Genomic DNA, 24,007 nt, shown 5'->3' with positions numbered 1-24,007 from the left:
GGTTGATATTCCTGTACCACCTCTTTATCGTTTGAGCAATGGAGGGACGCAGAAGGATAGAAGAAGCGTGCGATTGGTTGTGCACGTCCAAGCAGTTAGGCTGATAAGTAGGCAAATCCGCTTATCATGAAGGCTGAGCTGTGATGGGGAAGCTCCTTATGGAGCGAAGTCTTTGATTCCCCGCTGCCAAGAAAAGCTTCTAGCGAGATAAAAGGTGCCTGTACCGCAAACCGACACAGGTAGGCGAGGAGAGAATCCTAAGGTGTGCGAGAGAACTCTGGTTAAGGAACTCGGCAAAATGACCCCGTAACTTCGGGAGAAGGGGTGCTTTCTTAACGGAAAGCCGCAGTGAATAGGCCCAAGCGACTGTTTAGCAAAAACACAGGTCTCTGCGAAGCCGTAAGGCGAAGTATAGGGGCTGACACCTGCCCGGTGCTGGAAGGTTAAGGAGAGGGGTTAGCGTAAGCGAAGCTCTGAACTGAAGCCCCAGTAAACGGCGGCCGTAACTATAACGGTCCTAAGGTAGCGAAATTCCTTGTCGGGTAAGTTCCGACCCGCACGAAAGGTGTAACGATTTGGGCACTGTCTCAACCAGAGACTCGGTGAAATTATAGTACCTGTGAAGATGCAGGTTACCCGCGACAGGACGGAAAGACCCCGTGGAGCTTTACTGTAGCCTGATATTGAATTTTGGTACAGTTTGTACAGGATAGGCGGGAGCCATTGAAACCGGAGCGCTAGCTTCGGTGGAGGCGCTGGTGGGATACCGCCCTGACTGTATTGAAATTCTAACCTACGGGTCTTATCGACCCGGGAGACAGTGTCAGGTGGGCAGTTTGACTGGGGCGGTCGCCTCCTAAAGTGTAACGGAGGCGCCCAAAGGTTCCCTCAGAATGGTTGGAAATCATTCGTAGAGTGCAAAGGCATAAGGGAGCTTGACTGCGAGACCTACAAGTCGAGCAGGGACGAAAGTCGGGCTTAGTGATCCGGTGGTTCCGCATGGAAGGGCCATCGCTCAACGGATAAAAGCTACCCCGGGGATAACAGGCTTATCTCCCCCAAGAGTCCACATCGACGGGGAGGTTTGGCACCTCGATGTCGGCTCATCGCATCCTGGGGCTGTAGTCGGTCCCAAGGGTTGGGCTGTTCGCCCATTAAAGCGGTACGCGAGCTGGGTTCAGAACGTCGTGAGACAGTTCGGTCCCTATCCGTCGTGGGCGTAGGAAATTTGAGAGGAGCTGTCCTTAGTACGAGAGGACCGGGATGGACGCACCGCTGGTGTACCAGTTGTTCTGCCAAGGGCATAGCTGGGTAGCTATGTGCGGAAGGGATAAGTGCTGAAAGCATCTAAGCATGAAGCCCCCCTCAAGATGAGATTTCCCATAGCGTAAGCTAGTAAGATCCCTGAAAGATGATCAGGTTGATAGGTTCGAGGTGGAAGCATGGTGACATGTGGAGCTGACGAATACTAATAGATCGAGGACTTAACCATATAATATGTAGCAAATGTTATCTAGTTTTGAAGGAATATGCCTTCATGGTTTGGTGATGATGGCAGAGAGGTCACACCCGTTCCCATACCGAACACGGAAGTTAAGCTCTCTAGCGCCGATGGTAGTTGGGACCTTGTCCCTGTGAGAGTAGGACGTCGCCAAGCAACTTTAAGACGAGTCAGAATGACTCGTCTTTTTTGTGTTTTAAACTTCTTATCAGCTTCAAGTAAGTAATCCGTATTCTTTTGATCCCCTCATATTCATTTTCTTTCATCATTTTTGATGTGTAGTTTAAGATTTTCTATTCTATTTTTGTAGAAGCAATCTATCGGTGTGTTAAAATAGTACAGTTGTTTTTCGAGGTACTTTAATATAGGAAGATTTAAATTTTTTTAAGGAGATAATATGAAAAAGATAGGTGTAATTACTATAGTAGTTTTAGTCCTTCTAGCAATTACTTATATGTTAGTCGGGAATTATTTTTATAATTATGCGTTGAATGCGAAACAAGAGAAAGAGTTTTTAGAGGATAATCCTCACTTAGTAGAAACTGTGAATGCATCGGGAGGTGTGTTCGCTACAAATGAAGAAAAGGATGCGAACTTTGTATCAAATCATAAACCTAATACACGAAACATAAATTCTTTCGATAAGTTGAAATTAACAGGTTATGAATATATGAATGAACAATCTAGCCATAAATGGGCAATTGTAGTTCATGGATATGATAGTAGGGCATCGAAAATGACGAAATATATCCGGAACTTTTATGAACAAGGATATAACGTCATAGCGCCAGACCTTCGTGCATGGAAATAGTGAAGGTGATTATATAGGGATGGGCTGGCATGATCGTAAAGATATTTTGATTTGGATTCAACAAATTGTAAAGAAAGACCCTAATGCTGAAATAGCACTCTTTGGTGTTTCAATGGGTGCGGCAACTGTAATGATGACTTCAGGTGAAGAGTTACCTTCTAACGTTAAAGTTATTATTGAAGATTGTGGATACTCAACAGTTATTGATGAATTTACTTATCAATTAAACGATTTATTCCACTTGCCGAAGTTTCCTGTTATGAATGCGGCAAATACAGTTACAAAATTAAGAGCTGGATATGATTTAGAAGAAGCTTCAGCTATAAAACAAGTGGCGAAAAGTAAAACACCTATGCTATTTATTCATGGGGATGCTGATACATTTGTTCCTTATGAAATGTTAGATGAAGTATATAATGCTGCAAAAGTAGAAAAAGAGAAATTAATTGTTCCAGGTGCTGGACATGGAGAAGCCGAGAAGGTAGATTGAATAAATATTGGAATACCGTATGGAAGTTCGTGGGGAGATACATTCCAGCGTAATTAGATTGTTTTAGATTTGTATATACGATAATCAGAAGGAAATGTTTTTATACTTTTGATTATCGTTTTTTCTATTTAAAAACTTATTTTAGTTTGTAGTATATAAGGTTTGAAGCATAAATTTTTGAATTCCTTATTGCCAGTGCTACAATAATTGAAAACTACATGTTAATGAGGTGTTTCTATGAAAATTGAAGTATGGTCAGATTTTGTATGCCCATTTTGTTATATTGGGAAACGTAGATTAGAAATGGCTTTAGAGCAATTTCCGCATAAGAAGGATGTTGAAGTTGAGTTTAAAAGTTTTGAATTAGACCAAAATGCTCCAATCTATTCTGGAACAAGTATTAATGAAGTACTTGCATCAAAGTATGGGATTAGTATTGAAGAAGCTAAGCGTAATAATATACAACTAGGCAATCATGCAGCTAGTATGGGTTTAAATTTTAATTTTGAAGAGATGAAGCCGACGAACACTTTTGATGCGCATCGTCTAGCTAAATTTGCAAAGGATCAAGGGAAAGAAAAAGAGATTACGGAAAATCTACTTTTTGCATATTTCACTGAATCGAGAAATTTAAGTGATGTGGATACGCTTGCTACTATTGCTGAAGCTTCAGGTTTAGACAAGCAAGAAGCTTTACGTGTTATTAATGATAAAGGTGCATATGCAAATGATGTTAGAATTGATGAAGCGATTGCTCAGCAATATCAAATTTCAGGAGTACCTTATTTTATTATTAATCAAAAGTATGCTATTTCAGGTGCGCAACCACTCGAAACTTTTGTCGGTGCACTTCAACAAGTGTGGGAAGAAGAGAATCCTGCACCTAAGTTACAAGAGCTTTCTTCAGAGGGTGGAAGCGATATGTCTTGTACGGATGAAAGTTGTTCGGTACCTTCAAAAGAACAATAGTTTTTATGAAGGAATAGCAACCCATAGAGTTTATGGGTTGCTTATCTATTCTTATAGAAGAGGTATATAAATACATAATTTAATAACGTAAATAGGGTTTATAAAAAATGAAGTTTTTTTATAAAAACATATTGACGGTTTTATCTTAGAGGTGTAATATAGAAAAAGTCGCCGATGCAATAACGCAGAACGCGGCAAACGAAATGAAAAACTTAGTTGACATTGAAACATGAAGATGTTAACATAAGGGAGTCGCAAATGAGCGACCGAGTAGTTCTTTGAAAACTGAACGAAACAAACAACGTGAAACGTCAATTTTTATTTTTAGATGCTAGACAAACTAACTTTATTGGAGAGTTTGATCCTGGCTCAGGATGAACGCTGGCGGCGTGCCTAATACATGCAAGTCGAGCGAATGGATTGAGAGCTTGCTCTCAAGAAGTTAGCGGCGGACGGGTGAGTAACACGTGGGTAACCTGCCCATAAGACTGGGATAACTCCGGGAAACCGGGGCTAATACCGGATAATATTTTGAACTGCATGGTTCGAAATTGAAAGGCGGCTTCGGCTGTCACTTATGGATGGACCCGCGTCGCATTAGCTAGTTGGTGAGGTAACGGCTCACCAAGGCAACGATGCGTAGCCGACCTGAGAGGGTGATCGGCCACACTGGGACTGAGACACGGCCCAGACTCCTACGGGAGGCAGCAGTAGGGAATCTTCCGCAATGGACGAAAGTCTGACGGAGCAACGCCGCGTGAGTGATGAAGGCTTTCGGGTCGTAAAACTCTGTTGTTAGGGAAGAACAAGTGCTAGTTGAATAAGCTGGCACCTTGACGGTACCTAACCAGAAAGCCACGGCTAACTACGTGCCAGCAGCCGCGGTAATACGTAGGTGGCAAGCGTTATCCGGAATTATTGGGCGTAAAGCGCGCGCAGGTGGTTTCTTAAGTCTGATGTGAAAGCCCACGGCTCAACCGTGGAGGGTCATTGGAAACTGGGAGACTTGAGTGCAGAAGAGGAAAGTGGAATTCCATGTGTAGCGGTGAAATGCGTAGAGATATGGAGGAACACCAGTGGCGAAGGCGACTTTCTGGTCTGTAACTGACACTGAGGCGCGAAAGCGTGGGGAGCAAACAGGATTAGATACCCTGGTAGTCCACGCCGTAAACGATGAGTGCTAAGTGTTAGAGGGTTTCCGCCCTTTAGTGCTGAAGTTAACGCATTAAGCACTCCGCCTGGGGAGTACGGCCGCAAGGCTGAAACTCAAAGGAATTGACGGGGGCCCGCACAAGCGGTGGAGCATGTGGTTTAATTCGAAGCAACGCGAAGAACCTTACCAGGTCTTGACATCCTCTGAAAACCCTAGAGATAGGGCTTCTCCTTCGGGAGCAGAGTGACAGGTGGTGCATGGTTGTCGTCAGCTCGTGTCGTGAGATGTTGGGTTAAGTCCCGCAACGAGCGCAACCCTTGATCTTAGTTGCCATCATTAAGTTGGGCACTCTAAGGTGACTGCCGGTGACAAACCGGAGGAAGGTGGGGATGACGTCAAATCATCATGCCCCTTATGACCTGGGCTACACACGTGCTACAATGGACGGTACAAAGAGCTGCAAGACCGCGAGGTGGAGCTAATCTCATAAAACCGTTCTCAGTTCGGATTGTAGGCTGCAACTCGCCTACATGAAGCTGGAATCGCTAGTAATCGCGGATCAGCATGCCGCGGTGAATACGTTCCCGGGCCTTGTACACACCGCCCGTCACACCACGAGAGTTTGTAACACCCGAAGTCGGTGGGGTAACCTTTATGGAGCCAGCCGCCTAAGGTGGGACAGATGATTGGGGTGAAGTCGTAACAAGGTAGCCGTATCGGAAGGTGCGGCTGGATCACCTCCTTTCTATGGAGAATTGATGAACGCTGTTCATCAATATAAGTTTCCGTGTTTCGTTTTGTTCAGTTTTGAGAGAACTATCTCTCATATATAAATGTATGTTCTTTGAAAACTAGATAACAGTGTAGCTCATATTTTTTTAATTTTAGTTTGGTTAAGTTAGAAAGGGCGCACGGTGGATGCCTTGACACTAGGAGTCGATGAAGGACGGGACTAACGCCGATATGCTTCGGGGAGCTGTAAGTAAGCTTTGATCCGAAGATTTCCGAATGGGGAAACCCACCATACGTAATGGTATGGTATCCTTGCCTGAATACATAGGGTAAGGAAGACAGACCCAGGGAACTGAAACATCTAAGTACCTGGAGGAAGAGAAAGCAAATGCGATTTCCTGAGTAGCGGCGAGCGAAACGGAACATAGCCCAAACCAAGAGGCTTGCCTCTTGGGGTTGTAGGACATTCTATACGGAGTTACAAAGGAACGAGGTAGACGAAGCGACCTGGAAAGGTCCGTCGTAGAGGGTAACAACCCCGTAGTCGAAACTTCGTTCTCTCTTGAATGTATCCTGAGTACGGCGGAACACGTGAAATTCCGTCGGAATCTGGGAGGACCATCTCCCAAGGCTAAATACTCCCTAGTGATCGATAGTGAACCAGTACCGTGAGGGAAAGGTGAAAAGCACCCCGGAAGGGGAGTGAAAGAGATCCTGAAACCGTGTGCCTACAAATAGTCAGAGCCCGTTAATGGGTGATGGCGTGCCTTTTGTAGAATGAACCGGCGAGTTACGATCCCGTGCGAGGTTAAGCTGAAGAGGCGGAGCCGCAGCGAAAGCGAGTCTGAATAGGGCGTTTAGTACGTGGTCGTAGACCCGAAACCAGGTGATCTACCCATGTCCAGGGTGAAGTTCAGGTAACACTGAATGGAGGCCCGAACCCACGCACGTTGAAAAGTGCGGGGATGAGGTGTGGGTAGCGGAGAAATTCCAATCGAACCTGGAGATAGCTGGTTCTCCCCGAAATAGCTTTAGGGCTAGCCTTAAGTGTAAGAGTCTTGGAGGTAGAGCACTGATTGAACTAGGGGTCCTCATCGGATTACCGAATTCAGTCAAACTCCGAATGCCAATGACTTATCCTTAGGAGTCAGACTGCGAGTGATAAGATCCGTAGTCAAGAGGGAAACAGCCCAGATCGCCAGCTAAGGTCCCAAAGTGTGTATTAAGTGGAAAAGGATGTGGAGTTGCTTAGACAACTAGGATGTTGGCTTAGAAGCAGCCACCATTTAAAGAGTGCGTAATAGCTCACTAGTCGAGTGACTCTGCGCCGAAAATGTACCGGGGCTAAATACACCACCGAAGCTGCGAATTGATACCAATGGTATCAGTGGTAGGGGAGCGTTCTAAGTGCAGTGAAGTCAGACCGGAAGGACTGGTGGAGCGCTTAGAAGTGAGAATGCCGGTATGAGTAGCGAAAGACGGGTGAGAATCCCGTCCACCGAATGCCTAAGGTTTCCTGAGGAAGGCTCGTCCGCTCAGGGTTAGTCAGGACCTAAGCCGAGGCCGACAGGCGTAGGCGATGGACAACAGGTTGATATTCCTGTACCACCTCTTTATCGTTTGAGCAATGGAGGGACGCAGAAGGATAGAAGAAGCGTGCGATTGGTTGTGCACGTCCAAGCAGTTAGGCTGATAAGTAGGCAAATCCGCTTATCATGAAGGCTGAGCTGTGATGGGGAAGCTCCTTATGGAGCGAAGTCTTTGATTCCCCGCTGCCAAGAAAAGCTTCTAGCGAGATAAAAGGTGCCTGTACCGCAAACCGACACAGGTAGGCGAGGAGAGAATCCTAAGGTGTGCGAGAGAACTCTGGTTAAGGAACTCGGCAAAATGACCCCGTAACTTCGGGAGAAGGGGTGCTTTCTTAACGGAAAGCCGCAGTGAATAGGCCCAAGCGACTGTTTAGCAAAAACACAGGTCTCTGCGAAGCCGTAAGGCGAAGTATAGGGGCTGACACCTGCCCGGTGCTGGAAGGTTAAGGAGAGGGGTTAGCGTAAGCGAAGCTCTGAACTGAAGCCCCAGTAAACGGCGGCCGTAACTATAACGGTCCTAAGGTAGCGAAATTCCTTGTCGGGTAAGTTCCGACCCGCACGAAAGGTGTAACGATTTGGGCACTGTCTCAACCAGAGACTCGGTGAAATTATAGTACCTGTGAAGATGCAGGTTACCCGCGACAGGACGGAAAGACCCCGTGGAGCTTTACTGTAGCCTGATATTGAATTTTGGTACAGTTTGTACAGGATAGGCGGGAGCCATTGAAACCGGAGCGCTAGCTTCGGTGGAGGCGCTGGTGGGATACCGCCCTGACTGTATTGAAATTCTAACCTACGGGTCTTATCGACCCGGGAGACAGTGTCAGGTGGGCAGTTTGACTGGGGCGGTCGCCTCCTAAAGTGTAACGGAGGCGCCCAAAGGTTCCCTCAGAATGGTTGGAAATCATTCGTAGAGTGCAAAGGCATAAGGGAGCTTGACTGCGAGACCTACAAGTCGAGCAGGGACGAAAGTCGGGCTTAGTGATCCGGTGGTTCCGCATGGAAGGGCCATCGCTCAACGGATAAAAGCTACCCCGGGGATAACAGGCTTATCTCCCCCAAGAGTCCACATCGACGGGGAGGTTTGGCACCTCGATGTCGGCTCATCGCATCCTGGGGCTGTAGTCGGTCCCAAGGGTTGGGCTGTTCGCCCATTAAAGCGGTACGCGAGCTGGGTTCAGAACGTCGTGAGACAGTTCGGTCCCTATCCGTCGTGGGCGTAGGAAATTTGAGAGGAGCTGTCCTTAGTACGAGAGGACCGGGATGGACGCACCGCTGGTGTACCAGTTGTTCTGCCAAGGGCATAGCTGGGTAGCTATGTGCGGAAGGGATAAGTGCTGAAAGCATCTAAGCATGAAGCCCCCCTCAAGATGAGATTTCCCATAGCGTAAGCTAGTAAGATCCCTGAAAGATGATCAGGTTGATAGGTTCGAGGTGGAAGCATGGTGACATGTGGAGCTGACGAATACTAATAGATCGAGGACTTAACCATATAATATGTAGCAAATGTTATCTAGTTTTGAAGGAATATGCCTTCATGGTTTGGTGATGATGGCAGAGAGGTCACACCCGTTCCCATACCGAACACGGAAGTTAAGCTCTCTAGCGCCGATGGTAGTTGGGACCTTGTCCCTGTGAGAGTAGGACGTCGCCAAGCAACTTTAAGACGAGTCAGAATGACTCGTCTTTTTTGTATGCTTTCATACCTCTGTTAATAGCCTGTTTAACTCCTTCTAAATAGGCGAATCCATGCCTTTTATCTGGTTCTAGGTAAGTACCTTCGGCCCATTCATTCCACGCATTAATAAATAAAAACTCGCTGTTGTAAAGAGAATAGGTACGCTGGATTTGTTTGCTTAAATATATCGTGAACTTCCTAGGGGTAGAACCTAGGAAGATGCTGCTATTTAAGTCTTTGCGGCGAGCTGTATTGTCCCAGTCAACAAAGGCACCAGGAAATGTTTTTTTCTCTGGAGGAGATCGCTTTAGTATATACATCCACACTTTATCATAATCCCAAGCGTTTATTTGTTTACCAGACTCATATATTGTCTTATTTATGTCTGAAGAGCTATCATGAGCAATTGTATAAAAAGGCTCGAATTGAATGCTAGCATCAAATCCATTTATATTAGGAAGTGGAAAGCTGTTTAATGTTTCTGCAAAGTATATACCTTTCAAACCATTTTCTTGTGCGAGTGTATTCCAATAATGAAGCATTTGTTCACAATCGGGAATATGCCCGGGACGATAAATAATGAATAGTGGTTTATCGTCTATACGGATATATCTCTCATCTTGGAAAGCTTGCAATAAATACTCAAAGTGTTCTTTCCAATCCGATAATTCTCCATAATTTTGAGGCATTAATATGTGACTATCAAGACCATCCCAAGTTTTTGTCCACGGTTCATTTGCCCAAGAAAGGCAAAATGGAAAATCTGGTTCGCCCGTCTTAAGCACCTCATTAAAGGGTGTCTCCAATAGCCTCTTTCCTTTAAACCAGTAATGGTAATAACAAAAACCATATATGCCGTGTGCTTTGGCGATTTCTGCTTGCCACTTTCTTACGGATGGGGTGGTTAAGTCGTAATAAAAATCTTGATAAGGTTCTCTAGGTTGATAATGTCCTGAAAATAAAGGTCGTGCACTTTTAGTATTTGTCCATTCAGTAAACCCTTTCCCCCACCATCGGTCATTTTCTTTTATTTGATGAAACTGTGGTAAGTAAAAAGCGATTATTTTCAAGATATATCCCCCTTATGTTCTTCGTAGTTCAAGTGGTGGGAAGTTACTTTTGATTTTTCGAATCTAGTTAAAGCATGAGATATGTTATTAACTTACTGTGTTTATGCTGCATAATGAATTCTTTTGTACAGTTTGCTTGATATGGAAATCTTTGATGATTTAATATATACGGCTGAGATACAAAAGGATCTTCATTATACAATGAGCGAAAAGAGTTAATCTTTTTGGAGAACAAATAGAGCTTGGGGTAACCGGTTTGTATCATCAAAAAAATCCCGTAGCTTTAAATACTTCTCATAGCGATTTTTAATATAAGTTCTAGGTATAACGGTTTCTCCATAGAAGCTACTATTTCTAACGTCTCCAGCTCCCGTAGGGCTGTGGACAAAATTGCCGCTTTCATAATCCGAGATAGCACGATTTATATCTGGAAACGCTTGAGATAAAGTTTTATGCCACCCGGTTTGAATTAATTCAGGGTGTTCCTTGAATTGTTGACAGAAATCGAGAAAATAGCGTGCTTGTGTTGTGGCGATGAAGATGCCACCTGGACGAAGAATTCTTGAAAATTCCTTTATCCAATTTTCTGCTGTTTCTTCGGATAAATGTGAGAATACAGAATAAGCAAATATGATATCTAATGAATTGTCATTAATAAATTCTACAGGAGGTTGTGGGTTGGCTGTTTTATATATCCCTCTTCCTAACGTTTCATTACAAAGAGTAATCATGAGGGGATCTACATCAATACCAAGTAAATTTTCATCGCGAACATCTTTGAAAAAGAAACGTATAATTCTTCCCCATCCGCAACCAAAGTCTAGAATTTTACGTTCTTTATTCAAGGGGACACCTAAATTTTGGGCATACGTTTTTACATGGCTATAAAACAAATATGCTTCATAAAGAGCATGTTCATAGGAAGCACCTACAAACTGTTGTTGAATTTCTTCAGGGGGGAACATAGGTACTGGGATGCCGTTTATCTTTGTTTGTGAGCAACTTTGTATAAATAGATTTAGAAGTTCAACATCAGAAAGCGGGCTAACAAGGTTATCAAAATCATTTCCTAACTTGAAGTTATTCATTTGTTAACCTCCAAATTATATAGTACCTAAAAATTATTTTCGTGTTTTTTACTAATAAAAACGTGTAGAAATTCAGCATCTAACCCCAGTGATCTATCCTTTTGTAAATAAACAATGGTATACATATTTGCATGTGTATAAATATATTCAATCATATCTTGACCCCAATCAAATGTTACTAAAGACCCGTTCTCATCAATAGGATTACCATGATAAATTGGCTCCTCAATATATTCGATTCCTTCTTTATTGATTCTTGCTCTTTGTAAAGTCTTTGTGAGTGTATGATACCAAGGGACAGTAAACACATGAGCACCGCCAGGCTTTAATACACGCTCTATTTCTTTAAAGGCTTTGTTTGGCTTCATTACATGTTCAAAGACATCTTGAGTAATGAACAAATCAAAAGATTCATTTTGGAAAGTCATATCTTCTAAGTTCTCACATCTAATTCCTTGAAAGTATTGGCCGAGAGGATAGTTTTTAAAGTATTGAGAATACGTATAGTTTTTGCAGTTTTTTATAAGTAGCTGAGTTGTAATTCCCCCAGGAGAGGATTCGTGGATATGATAGGAACCCCATTTAGGAAAAAATGTATTTAAAACATGGATTATAGCTCGCTGCCTTGGTATAGAGTGACATGTAGAACATAAGTAATGATCTCTAAGCCAATCATTATGCTCTATAAATGTAGTTTCCTTCTCACAGATAACGCAATATCCATTATTGTGCTTCAAATTACCTTCCACATGACATCACTCCTTTGTAAAAAAATGCATATGACACACACGTCAACAATCAGTGAAATCAAAGAGAGTGGGTGGAAATTAGGGAACCCATAAAAGTGAGATTGGTAGAATGGAATAATTAGCGGGAGAGAACCCCACGCTAATTAAAGTTTCACTTTATGCTATGCGATACATTCGCTTTTATTCATTGAAGAATGTATCGACTTAGAATATCCCTTTTGTGTACGGATACATTTCAAAGTCTTGTGCATATATTTCTGTAACTAACGCCATTGTTTCTTCATCATAAAAGCTTTCATATGTTGGAAAGCGAGGGAAGGTGGCATCTGTAATGCTGAGTTCTGCATAACTTCCTGTATAAAGCATCTTATGAGCCCGATGATGATCTGAATTTGTAAGAAGCGCTAAATTGGATTTAATCAAATCGTACGTGTGTTCTATCTTAGTGATTTGTGTATTAAAATCTTCTAAAGGAATATAGTATTGGATGAAATTTTCTTCACCTGGAACGTATTGCTGACTAAAATGTATGTCCATTGCTAGGGAATTTGAACCCAATGCTCGAATGTAATATAAAAATTGTTTAAATGATACTCCACGGTTACTATATTTGTCATTATACAAATAGTGGCGGATATTTTCCCATTGAGGGCTAGCATATGGATTGTCAGCAAGTAATAAAAATGAGCTGACGGCCCTTTTGTAGGGATTCCGTACAAGTTTACAAACATCTTTATTTGCTGTTAGAAGCCCATTTTGTAACTCTGGTATGTAGTTAGTGTTGTTTTTATACACCCAGAATTCATAGTAATGAATAAAGTCATGGTATTTCTTTGCTTCATTAAACAATCCAATTTGAAAAAAGAACCAATTAGCTAAGGCGGTACATCCGCTTCTATGGCTCCAGAATAGTATAAGTGGAAAGTCTTTATGGAAATGTGGGATTCGATCTTTATGTAGGATTACATGATTTAAAAGCTCTTGATTTACATTCTTCATACATGTAGTCCTCCTTTTTGAAATTTTTATTTATGGAGAAGGGAAGTTTTTACTAATCCAATATATTCATGGGAATGAGTAAATAGTATGAGTGTTTTTTGCGGTCAGCTTAAATAAGATAGCGATTCTAAAAGGAAAATATAAAATAAAGATAATGAAAATTTATAGGAAGCATACAATGATAAGGGGATGAATAATAGAAGTGACCAAGTTCATTTAGTTGAATTTCTAGGTGTGATAAGCAAAAATCTTATTACTAGAGAGGATATTATGAGGAAGAATAATTATTTAATAGTAGGTGGAAATAGTTTCATTGGTATTAACCTCGCATTAGGTTTATTGAAACAAGGTCAAAATGTAAAAGTATTTTCCAGACATATAAATAATTTTCCTCAAAATATTATAAGTGATGTTGAATTTATTAAAGGTGATTTAGCAAATGTTGAAGATATATATAAAGCTTTAGTGAATGTGGATGTTATTATTTATTTAGCTGCAACGTCTAATGTAGCAACTTCAATTGAAGATGTTTTCGGAGATATAAACAGTAGCTTTTTTTTTCTTAACTTCATGGAAAGTGTTAAAAATTTTCCTGTTAAAAAAATTGTATTAGCATCTTCTGGAGGCACGGTTTATGGTGAACCGGAATATTTACCTATTGATGAGGAACATCCATTAAAACCACTTTCTCCTTATGGAATAACAAAAGTGTCGCTTGAAAATTACTTATACTTTTATAAGAAAAAATACGGAATTGACTATGTTGTATGTAGATATTCTAATCCATATGGAAAATATCAAAATCCTTTAAAGAAAGTTGGGGCAATAAACTGTTTTTTGTATCAGCATCTCAGTAATGAAAAGATTAATATATATGGGAATCCGCAAGAGATTATTCGAGATTATATTTATATCGATGATTTAGTTGAAATCACTATACAACTATCACAATTAAATCGTTTGAAATCTTGTGTGTATAACATAGGGAGCGGCAAGGGTCTCTCTTTAAAACGAATTATAGTAGAATTGGAGAAATTAACGGAAAGAAAAGTGGACTTTACCTGCTATAAACAAAGGCAAGAAAATGTTCAAAAAATCATTTTAAATATAGATAGAGTAAGACGAGAATGTAACTGGGAACCGAAAATAGATTTCAAAAGTGGAATTAGATTAAATAAGCTATGGATTGAAGAGTTCTTATATAGTAAAAAATAATAAACCATGCCCTACTTTTGTATAAGTAGAGCGTGGTTTATTATTTTATTTCTTTTTTTATTACCCAAAGGTCTTGATGTTCCCACCAAAAACCTTCAGTGTATTTTTTGATGATAGGGTTATAGGGCAATAATTTAATTTTGTCACTTACGTAAGAGGGACTAACGATCGTTTGCCCGTATTGATGAACATCCAAATCCAATTGTTCACTAGAAGGGAGAAACCAATAACCCTGTTTATTTAAATCTGGAAAGCTGAAGTACTTTTTACTTTGATAACCATGAGTTGTGAAAATGAGTAAGCCTTCAGGAGAAACAGCATTATACAATGTTTGAAGCCAACGAAACCAAGTTGTATCAGGCATATGAGAAAAAAAGGATAGACAAAAGACGATATCATACGTAGAGGAGGTCAAATTTACTTGTTCAGGTTCAGGGTGAGATAAGATAGAAGAAGTATTTAATGTACGTTCACTAAAAGTAATAGCCTCTTCATGTATATCGCAGGTAGTTATACTTAAGTTCGTTTGTAGGTTTAATAAATGACGTGTTACGCAGCCATATCCGGATGCGAATTCTAATAATTTTATTGGAGTGTCTATAGGAGGATAAAAGGATGTAATTAAATCTAAGAGTGTTTCTGCGGATTTTCTCCCATCTTGAAAATAATAATCTATCGCTTCTTTTTTAGATGGGAAGACTGGATTAGTGACAAGGAATTGAAAGATATGATCCTCTGGATGGATACTTGCATTTACATTGTAGTTGTGTGCAATTTGAGAAATCAAATCTTTATTTGCCTCTATAAATTCTTTCAATGAGTAACCCCCCTTAAATAATAGTAACGTTTTACAAGAGATACTGATGGCGAAGAAAATATATCATTCAATCTTCAAATATGCTTTAAGATACTTTCTATATGTGTACATTTTCTTTTTTGAAATGTCGTCGATAGTAAAGGTTTCTTTAATGAAATTCTGCATTTGTACAACTTCACTGTAATGGGAATATGAATCTTCTGTTCTCGTTACGCTATTTGTATGTCGTCTATGATAGTTTAACGGTTTTGGATTGAAATAAATGTTCCCCTCTTTAAGAATAGAAACATAGAAAAACCAATCACCAGCTACTTTAAACTTTTCTAATTGTTTTTCTGTAGTTTTTATATCTATGTTTTTAAAAACTACACTTGAGACATTAGGTATGGTGTTTTTGATAAGTAATGTATCTTGTATTTCATCTATCCCTTTTCGGAAATAAGAACTTTTCCATTTTCCTTTATCAATATCATTTGTGTAATCTAAATAATGATTGGCTAGGATATTTCCTTGTTCATCTATTTGTTTTGATTGTGTGTAGCTTAAGGTAACATCACCATTTATATGAAACCCTTGTATTACTTCTTCTAAAAATGTCTGATCACATAAGTCATCAGCCTCTGCAATCCAAATATAATCACCGGTTGCTGCAGAGACGCCTTTTATCCATTGTTTAAATACAGAACCAGAGTTTGTATCATTAATAATCTGCTGAACTTTTAGGTGGGGCTTATTTTCGTTTGAGAGCAGCTGTTCAAATATAGATACGCTATTGTCAGTAGAGGCATCGTCTAGGAAAATTAGTTCGTAAAGGGGATAGGTTTGGTTTAATATGGATTTAACTCGGTCAGGTAAGTATTTTTCGTAATTATAGTTTGGTATGATTACGCTTATTTTTTTGTAATTATGATCAAGTAGGTTTAACAGTTGATAAATGTAATGAAGAAAGTTGAAATCTTTTTCAATAAGCTCTTGGCCAAAGCGTCCTTTTTGTAATCGTAAGTCTTCATCTCCAATAAATTCATATATTCTTTCCAGCACCTGCGGTAAATTTAAAAAGTCTACTAAGGCGCCAGTTTGTTCCGTAACAACATCTTCAAAACCTCCAGCGTTTTTAAACCCTATAACAGGGACTTTTGTATCTAATGCCTCTAAAACAACGTTTGGAAAAGGATCTTCTCTTGAAGTTAATAAATATAAATCAGCCCCGGCGTTATATAAACCGATATCTGGAGTGGGCTCAACTAATGTGAAATGTGCTGTATATCTTGGGGATAGCGTGTTAAAGAAATGAACATCTGTTCTCCCGACCCAGATAAAATGAATATTCGTATGAACCTTTCTTACTGAGTAAGCAATAAGTGAGAATAAATCTATCCCTTTCCGATGATCAGCAAAACCTACTCCCAAAATGATTTTGCTATCTAGAGGCAGGTTGTGTTTTTTTCGTAATTCGCTTCTAGCTTTTGCAATATTGTTCTTATAAGGATTGTGGTTAAACAAGCCTTGAGGGAGGATGTGACATTTTTGATGATCTAATTGGGTGATTGTACGGAATTTTTCATACACGTACTGTGAAGGGAAGACAATTTTGTAAGCAAACTGGGCAATGTTTCTCGCTTTCCCCTCGGCAGAGTACTGTTGTATTAAATGCGGCAATTCATGTATTAATGAAATAACTTTTATATTGTGTTTAGCTAGTAATGCAACTATGTCACCACTTATGACGGTACTACATATGGCGATGGTATAGTCTTGTGATAGTAACTTCCTTATTAATAATTCGACCCTTTTTTCTGTTGGGTAGTCTTCCTCTAGGCAATAAACAGGACCATACTTTTGAAAATCGTGGATTAAAATGCCCGTTCCAATAGAAATAATTGCGACGGAGTAATGAAAGTTTTCTTTAAGAGCTTTAATAGTATGTAAAGAAAGCAGCTGTGCTCCGTGGAAATGGGCATCATGGGATACATAAATGATCTTCTTATTAACATGCATTTCATAACGCCTCCTAAGTTAATTAGATTTTTAGTAAATGCATGGTGTATTTATAATTCCTAGAGAGAAGTGGTAGGAGATAATTGTGAATACAGCTGGAATGTACTCGAAATAAAAAGTGCTACCTTTAATATATATTTGTTTGGCTTGCTATTCATTCTTTAGAAAGGTGTAAGTAAGAAAGTATAAACTGTCGATTATGAAAGTGATTGCACCAGTTTATTAATCTCTAGTAACGGAGTATAAATGAAGAGGGTTCAATACCCTTTAGAATTTATAAAATAAAAAGGATAAAAGGTATTGACGATTAGGATATAGAGGTGTAATATAGAACAAGTCGCCGATGCAATAACGCAGAACGCGGCAAACGAAATGAAAAACTTAGTTGACATTGAAACATGAAGATGTTAACATAAGGGAGTCGCAAATGAGCGACCGAGTCTAAAAACACAAGTCTTTTGACTTGTGTTTTTTCGTGTTTAATAAAGCATGAGCATTTTGTACACATTTAGAACTTGTATCGGTGTATTGAGAATTAAGAAATATGATATATGCGGAATGGATATAGTTTGTATACACATTCGGTCTCTGTCCAAGGGGTGTTTAATTTTTGAGCAGTGTCGTACGGTAAAGATTAAAATTGCTTGAAGAACATTTGGATTATTAATGATGATTTACTCCCGCTATGCCATATTGGAGTAGGTAGTACTTGATGTGAAATGGATAAAAAACCGATATTCTAACTTGAATATCGGTTTTTTATCTGTGACTTATATGAATTTATAGCAATACGAAAAGCGTAAATAAGATAGCTAACAAAATACGATAGTATGCGAAAGGTTTTAAGCCTATCTTTTCTAAAAGCTTTAGGAATGTTACTACTGCTAACATTGCTACTATAAAAGAGGTAATGAATCCTACCACAAACATAGGGATATCATTGACACTTAAATACTTCCAGCTTTTTAACAAGTCTAAGCCTGTAGCGCCTACCATTACAGGAAGAGCAATGAGAAAAGAGAACTCAGATGCAGTTTTATAATTTACTTTTGCTAATAGACCTCCAGAAATAGTAGAGCCAGCTCTAGAGAAGCCGGGGTATACTGCTAAGCATTGAAATAATCCAATTGTTAATGCTTGACGGTATGTTAAATCATCCAGTGAATAGGAGGTTGCCTCTTTCTTCTTTACTTCTGCAAAGAGCATAAGAATTGCCCCTGCTACAAGTCCAATTACGACAGTATAGGGCTGAAATAAGTAAGTTTTAATAACACCATGTAGTAGTAAACCAGCAACTACTGCTGGAAATACGCCAAGAAATACATGGAATGCGTTGAATTTCTTCTCTTTCCGCAGAAGAGGTTTAATATTACATAAAGAAACGAGGCGTTTATGATATAAAATTGCAATAGCTAAAATTGCCCCTAGCTGTATAACAATTTCAAACGTTTTCGCTCTTTCTCCTTCAAAATCTAATAAATGCCCGACTAATATAAGGTGACCAGTAGAAGAGATAGGTAAAAATTCGGCTAACCCCTCTACGATACCGAGTATGAAGGCAATAATGATATCGCTCATCGTTTCACTCCTATAAATTAATGAATGTCTACTCTTTTGAAATAGAATAGTGTTGCAAAAAATCCTGAAACCGCTGTTGCTGCAATGATGATATAAGAATATTCCGGTGGATATGTGGGTTGTAATTCATTATTTGCGATATCAAGAGTAGCGGTCCACGGAAATAAATCTTTATGTTTGGAGTTTACGAGCATAAGATTAGTCATTGTAATAATGACTGTTAATATAATAGGTGGTACATAGCTCTTCATTACAAGAGTTAGTAGCACAATAGGTGAAGACAATAGAAAGAGAAGTCCACCACAGATTAAAAATTTTAGAAAAGAACCTAAAAATAAAGCAGTGTTAAAACCAGGGAAGTTCCCCAATAGCCCTAATATTAAAGTAAGTGCCCAAGCGACTAAAGTTAGCATCATGATCCAAAGAAAAAGAGTGATGAACTTACTTATAATAAAGCGAATACGCGATACGGGGATAGTTAGTAAATTCTTTAGTGTGTCTTCTGCATATTCACGGGTAAACAGATAAGCAATTACTACTCCATATAAGGGGAATCCTATCACTAAAGTAGTATATAAGTTAACATCAGTAAATAATTGATGGAACCAAATAGTCGGAGTGGGCTGTTTGGTTTTTATATGTATATAAGAAGCTACTACGACTAAGAAAGGTGCGACACCAGCCCCAATAATGCTAATTAAAAACATATTAGAGCGTTTTAGTTTTAGTAGTTCTGTATAGAGTAGATTAACCAATTGTTCCACCTCCAACTAATTTAGTGAAATAATCTTCTAATCTATCTTCACTTATCATCATTTTTAATACTTCTACACCATTTAGAACGAATGTTCTGTTGATGTATCCTTGTTGTCCAAAATGAGAATAAATACGAATATTCCCTTCATCATGTACTTCATAATCAAAGATTTGAAGCTGATTTTCTAATAGCATTGCGGCTTTGTTTTCATTATTCACTTGAAATTCTATGTACTTACGGTTTGCTTTACGTAGCGTATTAAGAGAAACTTCTTCTAGTAACCTTCCTTCATGAATAATTCCCATACGATCAACTAATTGTTCTACCTCAGCTAATATGTGACTGGAAATAAGTATCGTTATATTTCTTTCCTGAGCTAAAGATTTAATAAGTTTTCGCATTTCTTTAATACCAATGGGATCGAGCCCGTTAGTTGGTTCATCTAGTATGAGTAATTCGGGATAATGGAGAAGGGCACGTGCAATACCTAGGCGCTGCTTCATTCCTAAAGAATACTTTCCAACTAATTTTTTTGTTTCATGCTGCAATCCTACGATTTCTAATGCTTCTTCAATAGCATTCTTTTTGTGAATCCCAATTATCTTTGTATTAATTAATAAGTTTTCTTTTGCAGTTAAGTTTTCATAAAACCCTGGAACCTCAACGATAGAACCAATTCTTCTTAAAATATCTTTTTGATTTTGAAATAAGTCCTCTCCGAATATTTCAATATTTCCATTTGTAGGTTTTATAAGACTGAGTAGCATACGAATGGTTGTTGTTTTGCCCGCACCGTTTCGTCCTATGAATCCATAAATCTCGCCTTGTTGAACATTAATATTTAGATTATCTACTGATTTTTGTGTGCCATACACTTTAGTAAGGTTAGTCGTTTTTATAATTGTATTTATAGGAAACACCTACTTTCTATAAGTTCTTAATTACATGATAAGAAGGAAGGCTTAACTGCATATTAATCATTTCTTAACTATTTCTTAAAAGAAATGTATTTTGGAATTGAAAAGCCAAAAGTAGTTCGTTTCCATGGAGTACTTTCAACCCATATATGCCCACCATTTCTCTCAACGAGTGCTTTAGAAATTGAAAGCCCGAGACCGCTACCACCAGAAGAGGAGTTTCTCGATTGTTCGCTTCGGTACATTCGTTCAAATACGTTTTGTAAATCATGTTTTGGAATACCAGGGCCTTTATCCCAAATAAGAAGTTCATAGTCTGTATCAGTTTCTAGTAGTTCGATCCCTAATGTTTTCCCATCTTTTCCGTAATAAATGGCATTTTTTATCAAATTACTCATAATTCGCATAAGGCTAAGGTGGTCTGCAATGATAGGACAAGTAGATTCTGGTATGAGAACCTGTAGTTCGAGATTATGTTTTGAGAGTTCAGGTAAAAATTCAATCAAAACTTCTCTAGTAACTTCAGAAAAATCGAGTTCCTCTTCTTTTAGTGGAAATTCATTGGCGTCTAGCTTTGCCATATTGAATATTTCATTAACTAGATGTTTTAAGTTATTTGATTTCATATAAAGTATTTTAAGATATTCTTTCTTTTCTATTTCAGAAACAGCAACCCCATCTTTTAAAGCGTCGATATATCCAATAATAGAGGTGAGTGGTGTTCGGATATCGTGCGAGATACTAGACAAAAGTTGTTTTCTAGATTCCTCGGATCTTTTTGCTTCGATCCGAACCTTTTCTAATTCAGCTATCAGTTCGTTTATTGAAAAAACGATACTATGTAATGAGGGGTCATTGCTTGTGAATAATCTCGTTTGTAAATTTCCTTTTAGTACACGACCTAATTTTGTGTCCACTGATTTGCGATGTTGAATGAATTGTATTCTTGAAAAGAAGAGATACATTGTAATTAAAATAAGGGTAATAAATAAAGACATCTTTCCTTTTGGGCCCATTTGTATATTTAAAAGCCCGCAAATGATAAGTTGTAATGAAATAAGGAATAGGGTTTTATCAGTCTTCAAGTTTTTCACCTACAAACTTATAACCAATTCCCCATACAGTTTGAATGAATTTTGGATTAGAAGGATTGATTTCTATTTTCTTTCTAAGTTTTCGAATATGTACCATAACGGTATTATCGTCTTCTATATAATTATCGTCCCATACATTTCGAAAGAGCTGTGTTTTTGTAAATACTTGTCCTGGGTTTGAAGTAAAGAATTTCAACAGTTCCAGTTCTTTTCCGGTTAAGCTGATTTCTTCTTTATTTGTATGAACTGTGTATGTATTTAAATCGATAGTTAGTCCTTTGAAAGCTAAAATTGTTTTCTCCTGTGCAGTAGTGTTACTTCCAAGAACTAAAAAACGCCGCATAAGAGCCTTTACTCGTGCAACTACTTCGTGAATACTGAAAGGTTTCGTAATGTAATCATCAGCGCCAATGCTTAAACCTAAAATTTTATCAATTTCGTGATCTTTAGCGGTTAGCATTAATATAGGTACGTTAGTTTTATCTCTAAGTTTTCTACATACTTCGATACCATCTACTTTCGGCATCATAAGATCTAATATAACGAGGTTATAGTTGTTTTGATTAAATAATTGCAAGGCTTCTTCACCATTAACCGCAGTATCTACCATATATAATTCTCGTTCTAAATATATTTTTAATAAATTTCGGATTTCTTTATCATCGTCTGCTATGAGGATACGTATATCTTTCATATTTTCACCTGCTTCTAATAGAGTTTTATTGCTAGTACAACAACTCTCTAATTATATACTAGTATTTGTTAAAATAAGGTTGCTAGTTTTGTTGGAGGGACATGTCTACAAGAATTAAGTCTAGAGTTCAAATGAAATCGAATATGTTTTGGAAGAATAAATTAAAGAGAAGCAGAAAGTGGTTTCTAGTAATGACTCTTTGTAGAGGCATATCTAGCTAAAAGAGCATAAAAATATTAAATTGAATATCTTTATAAAAAGGTGTTGACGATTTCACCTTAGAGGTGTAGTATAGAACAAGTCGCCGATGCAATAACGCAGAACGCGGCAAACGAAATAAAAAACTTAGTTGACATTAACTAACGAAGATGTTAACATAAGGAAGTCGCAAATGAGCGAAGATGTTAAGTTCTTTGAAAACTGAACGAAACAAACAACGTGAAACGTCAATTTTTATTTTTAGATGCTAGACAAACTAACTTTATTGGAGAGTTTGATCCTGGCTCAGGATGAACGCTGGCGGCGTGCCTAATACATGCAAGTCGAGCGGATGGATTGAGAGCTTGCTCTCAAGAAGTTAGCGGCGGACGGGTGAGTAACACGTGGGTAACCTGCCCATAAGACTGGGATAACTCCGGGAAACCGGGGCTAATACCGGATAACATTTTGAACTGCATGGTTCGAAATTGAAAGGCGGCTTCGGCTGTCACTTATGGATGGACCCGCGTCGCATTAGCTAGTTGGTGAGGTAACGGCTCACCAAGGCAACGATGCGTAGCCGACCTGAGAGGGTGATCGGCCACACTGGGACTGAGACACGGCCCAGACTCCTACGGGAGGCAGCAGTAGGGAATCTTCCGCAATGGACGAAAGTCTGACGGAGCAACGCCGCGTGAGTGATGAAGGCTTTCGGGTCGTAAAACTCTGTTGTTAGGGAAGAACAAGTGCTAGTTGAATAAGCTGGCACCTTGACGGTACCTAACCAGAAAGCCACGGCTAACTACGTGCCAGCAGCCGCGGTAATACGTAGGTGGCAAGCGTTATCCGGAATTATTGGGCGTAAAGCGCGCGCAGGTGGTTTCTTAAGTCTGATGTGAAAGCCCACGGCTCAACCGTGGAGGGTCATTGGAAACTGGGAGACTTGAGTGCAGAAGAGGAAAGTGGAATTCCATGTGTAGCGGTGAAATGCGTAGAGATATGGAGGAACACCAGTGGCGAAGGCGACTTTCTGGTCTGTAACTGACACTGAGGCGCGAAAGCGTGGGGAGCAAACAGGATTAGATACCCTGGTAGTCCACGCCGTAAACGATGAGTGCTAAGTGTTAGAGGGTTTCCGCCCTTTAGTGCTGAAGTTAACGCATTAAGCACTCCGCCTGGGGAGTACGGCCGCAAGGCTGAAACTCAAAGGAATTGACGGGGGCCCGCACAAGCGGTGGAGCATGTGGTTTAATTCGAAGCAACGCGAAGAACCTTACCAGGTCTTGACATCCTCTGAAAACCCTAGAGATAGGGCTTCTCCTTCGGGAGCAGAGTGACAGGTGGTGCATGGTTGTCGTCAGCTCGTGTCGTGAGATGTTGGGTTAAGTCCCGCAACGAGCGCAACCCTTGATCTTAGTTGCCATCATTAAGTTGGGCACTCTAAGGTGACTGCCGGTGACAAACCGGAGGAAGGTGGGGATGACGTCAAATCATCATGCCCCTTATGACCTGGGCTACACACGTGCTACAATGGACGGTACAAAGAGCTGCAAGACCGCGAGGTGGAGCTAATCTCATAAAACCGTTCTCAGTTCGGATTGTAGGCTGCAACTCGCCTACATGAAGCTGGAATCGCTAGTAATCGCGGATCAGCATGCCGCGGTGAATACGTTCCCGGGCCTTGTACACACCGCCCGTCACACCACGAGAGTTTGTAACACCCGAAGTCGGTGGGGTAACCTTTATGGAGCCAGCCGCCTAAGGTGGGACAGATGATTGGGGTGAAGTCGTAACAAGGTAGCCGTATCGGAAGGTGCGGCTGGATCACCTCCTTTCTATGGAGAATTGATGAACGCTGTTCATCAATATAAGTTTCCGTGTTTCGTTTTGTTCAGTTTTGAGAGAACTAT

Annotated in this window: 13 protein-coding genes, 6 rRNA genes and 1 pseudogene (1 of these 20 running past the window's edge); 9 read left to right on the top strand and 11 right to left on the bottom strand. The window is 39.8% G+C overall.

Annotated features, from left to right (window positions below):
* The 7 genes and pseudogenes from ACUN0F_RS32085 to rrf (ACUN0F_RS32055) all read left to right on the top strand — a co-directional run.
* Positions 1-1,492, top strand: a 23S ribosomal RNA gene (locus ACUN0F_RS32085); it begins 1,430 nt to the left of the window's first position.
* 49 nt (positions 1,493-1,541) lie between these two features.
* Positions 1,542-1,657, top strand: a 5S ribosomal RNA gene (gene rrf, locus ACUN0F_RS32080).
* Between the two features lie 241 nt (positions 1,658-1,898).
* Positions 1,899-2,855, top strand: a pseudogene (locus ACUN0F_RS32075) (alpha/beta hydrolase).
* A 184-nt stretch (positions 2,856-3,039) separates the two neighbouring features.
* Positions 3,040-3,771 (top strand): DsbA family oxidoreductase, encoded by a 732-nt coding sequence (locus ACUN0F_RS32070; RefSeq protein WP_046958411.1) that lies wholly within the window; start codon positions 3,040-3,042, stop codon positions 3,769-3,771.
* A gap of 346 nt (positions 3,772-4,117) precedes the next feature.
* Positions 4,118-5,669: ribosomal RNA gene (locus ACUN0F_RS32065) — 16S ribosomal RNA — on the top strand.
* 146 nt (positions 5,670-5,815) lie between these two features.
* Positions 5,816-8,737 (top strand): 23S ribosomal RNA (locus ACUN0F_RS32060).
* Positions 8,738-8,786: 49 nt separating this feature from the next.
* Positions 8,787-8,902: ribosomal RNA gene (gene rrf / locus ACUN0F_RS32055) — 5S ribosomal RNA — on the top strand.
* The 16S, 23S and 5S rRNA genes sit together here, the layout of an rRNA operon.
* A 14-nt stretch (positions 8,903-8,916) precedes the next feature.
* Here the strand turns inward: rrf (ACUN0F_RS32055) and ACUN0F_RS32050 are convergent.
* The 4 genes from ACUN0F_RS32050 to ACUN0F_RS32035 all read right to left on the bottom strand — a co-directional run bounded on the left by ACUN0F_RS32050 (position 8,917) and on the right by ACUN0F_RS32035 (position 12,829).
* Entirely contained in the window at positions 8,917-9,993 is a 1,077-nt protein-coding gene (locus tag ACUN0F_RS32050) for a glycosyltransferase WbsX family protein (RefSeq protein ID WP_445540784.1), read from the bottom strand.
* Positions 9,994-10,208: 215 nt separating this feature from the next.
* Entirely contained in the window at positions 10,209-11,081 is an 873-nt protein-coding gene (locus ACUN0F_RS32045) for a class I SAM-dependent methyltransferase (protein ID WP_046953676.1), read from the bottom strand.
* A 26-nt stretch (positions 11,082-11,107) separates the two neighbouring features.
* The gene (locus tag ACUN0F_RS32040) at positions 11,108-11,830 is read right to left on the bottom strand and encodes a class I SAM-dependent methyltransferase (RefSeq protein WP_445540783.1); all 723 of its coding nucleotides are present in this window, start codon (positions 11,828-11,830) and stop codon (positions 11,108-11,110) included.
* Positions 11,831-12,034: 204 nt separating this feature from the next.
* Positions 12,035-12,829 carry a sulfotransferase family 2 domain-containing protein gene (locus ACUN0F_RS32035; RefSeq protein WP_445540782.1) on the bottom strand — a complete coding sequence of 265 codons (795 nt, stop codon included), beginning with the start codon at positions 12,827-12,829 and terminating at the stop codon, positions 12,035-12,037.
* A gap of 270 nt (positions 12,830-13,099) precedes the next feature.
* Between ACUN0F_RS32035 and ACUN0F_RS32030 the strand changes: the two genes are divergently transcribed.
* Positions 13,100-14,044, top strand: coding sequence for an NAD-dependent epimerase/dehydratase family protein (locus tag ACUN0F_RS32030; RefSeq protein ID WP_445540859.1), 945 nt, complete (start codon positions 13,100-13,102; stop codon positions 14,042-14,044).
* A gap of 40 nt (positions 14,045-14,084) precedes the next feature.
* Here ACUN0F_RS32030 and ACUN0F_RS32025 read toward each other — a convergent pair whose 3' ends face one another.
* The 7 genes from ACUN0F_RS32025 to ACUN0F_RS31995 form a co-directional block, all read right to left on the bottom strand.
* Positions 14,085-14,861 carry a class I SAM-dependent methyltransferase gene (locus tag ACUN0F_RS32025; RefSeq protein ID WP_445540781.1) on the bottom strand — a complete coding sequence of 259 codons (777 nt, stop codon included), beginning with the start codon at positions 14,859-14,861 and terminating at the stop codon, positions 14,085-14,087.
* A 63-nt stretch (positions 14,862-14,924) separates the two neighbouring features.
* The gene (locus tag ACUN0F_RS32020; RefSeq protein ID WP_445540780.1) at positions 14,925-16,859 is read right to left on the bottom strand and encodes a glycosyltransferase; all 1,935 of its coding nucleotides are present in this window, start codon (positions 16,857-16,859) and stop codon (positions 14,925-14,927) included.
* A gap of 780 nt (positions 16,860-17,639) precedes the next feature.
* Positions 17,640-18,437, bottom strand: coding sequence for an undecaprenyl-diphosphate phosphatase UppP (gene uppP / locus ACUN0F_RS32015; RefSeq protein WP_001279953.1), 798 nt, complete (start codon positions 18,435-18,437; stop codon positions 17,640-17,642).
* A 17-nt stretch (positions 18,438-18,454) separates the two neighbouring features.
* The gene (locus tag ACUN0F_RS32010) at positions 18,455-19,192 is read right to left on the bottom strand and encodes an ABC transporter permease (protein ID WP_264463234.1); all 738 of its coding nucleotides are present in this window, start codon (positions 19,190-19,192) and stop codon (positions 18,455-18,457) included.
* Positions 19,185-20,114 carry an ABC transporter ATP-binding protein gene (locus ACUN0F_RS32005; protein ID WP_445540779.1) on the bottom strand — a complete coding sequence of 310 codons (930 nt, stop codon included), beginning with the start codon at positions 20,112-20,114 and terminating at the stop codon, positions 19,185-19,187. Before ACUN0F_RS32005 ends, ACUN0F_RS32010 begins: the two co-directional genes overlap by 8 nt.
* A 68-nt stretch (positions 20,115-20,182) precedes the next feature.
* A complete protein-coding gene (locus ACUN0F_RS32000; protein WP_000845343.1) occupies positions 20,183-21,196 on the bottom strand; it encodes a sensor histidine kinase in 1,014 nt (337 codons plus the stop codon).
* The gene (locus ACUN0F_RS31995) at positions 21,186-21,899 is read right to left on the bottom strand and encodes a response regulator transcription factor (RefSeq protein WP_046953851.1); all 714 of its coding nucleotides are present in this window, start codon (positions 21,897-21,899) and stop codon (positions 21,186-21,188) included. Before ACUN0F_RS31995 ends, ACUN0F_RS32000 begins: the two co-directional genes overlap by 11 nt.
* A 481-nt stretch (positions 21,900-22,380) precedes the next feature.
* On the opposite strand from ACUN0F_RS31995, the gene ACUN0F_RS31990 reads away from it, so the two are divergent.
* Positions 22,381-23,932: ribosomal RNA gene (locus tag ACUN0F_RS31990) — 16S ribosomal RNA — on the top strand.
* The last annotated feature ends 75 nt before the right edge of the window (positions 23,933-24,007 follow it).

Source organism: Bacillus sp. 1A (genome assembly GCF_052682215.1).
Note: the sequence above shows the minus strand (reverse complement) of the source record. Positions and strands in the feature narration are given on the sequence as shown.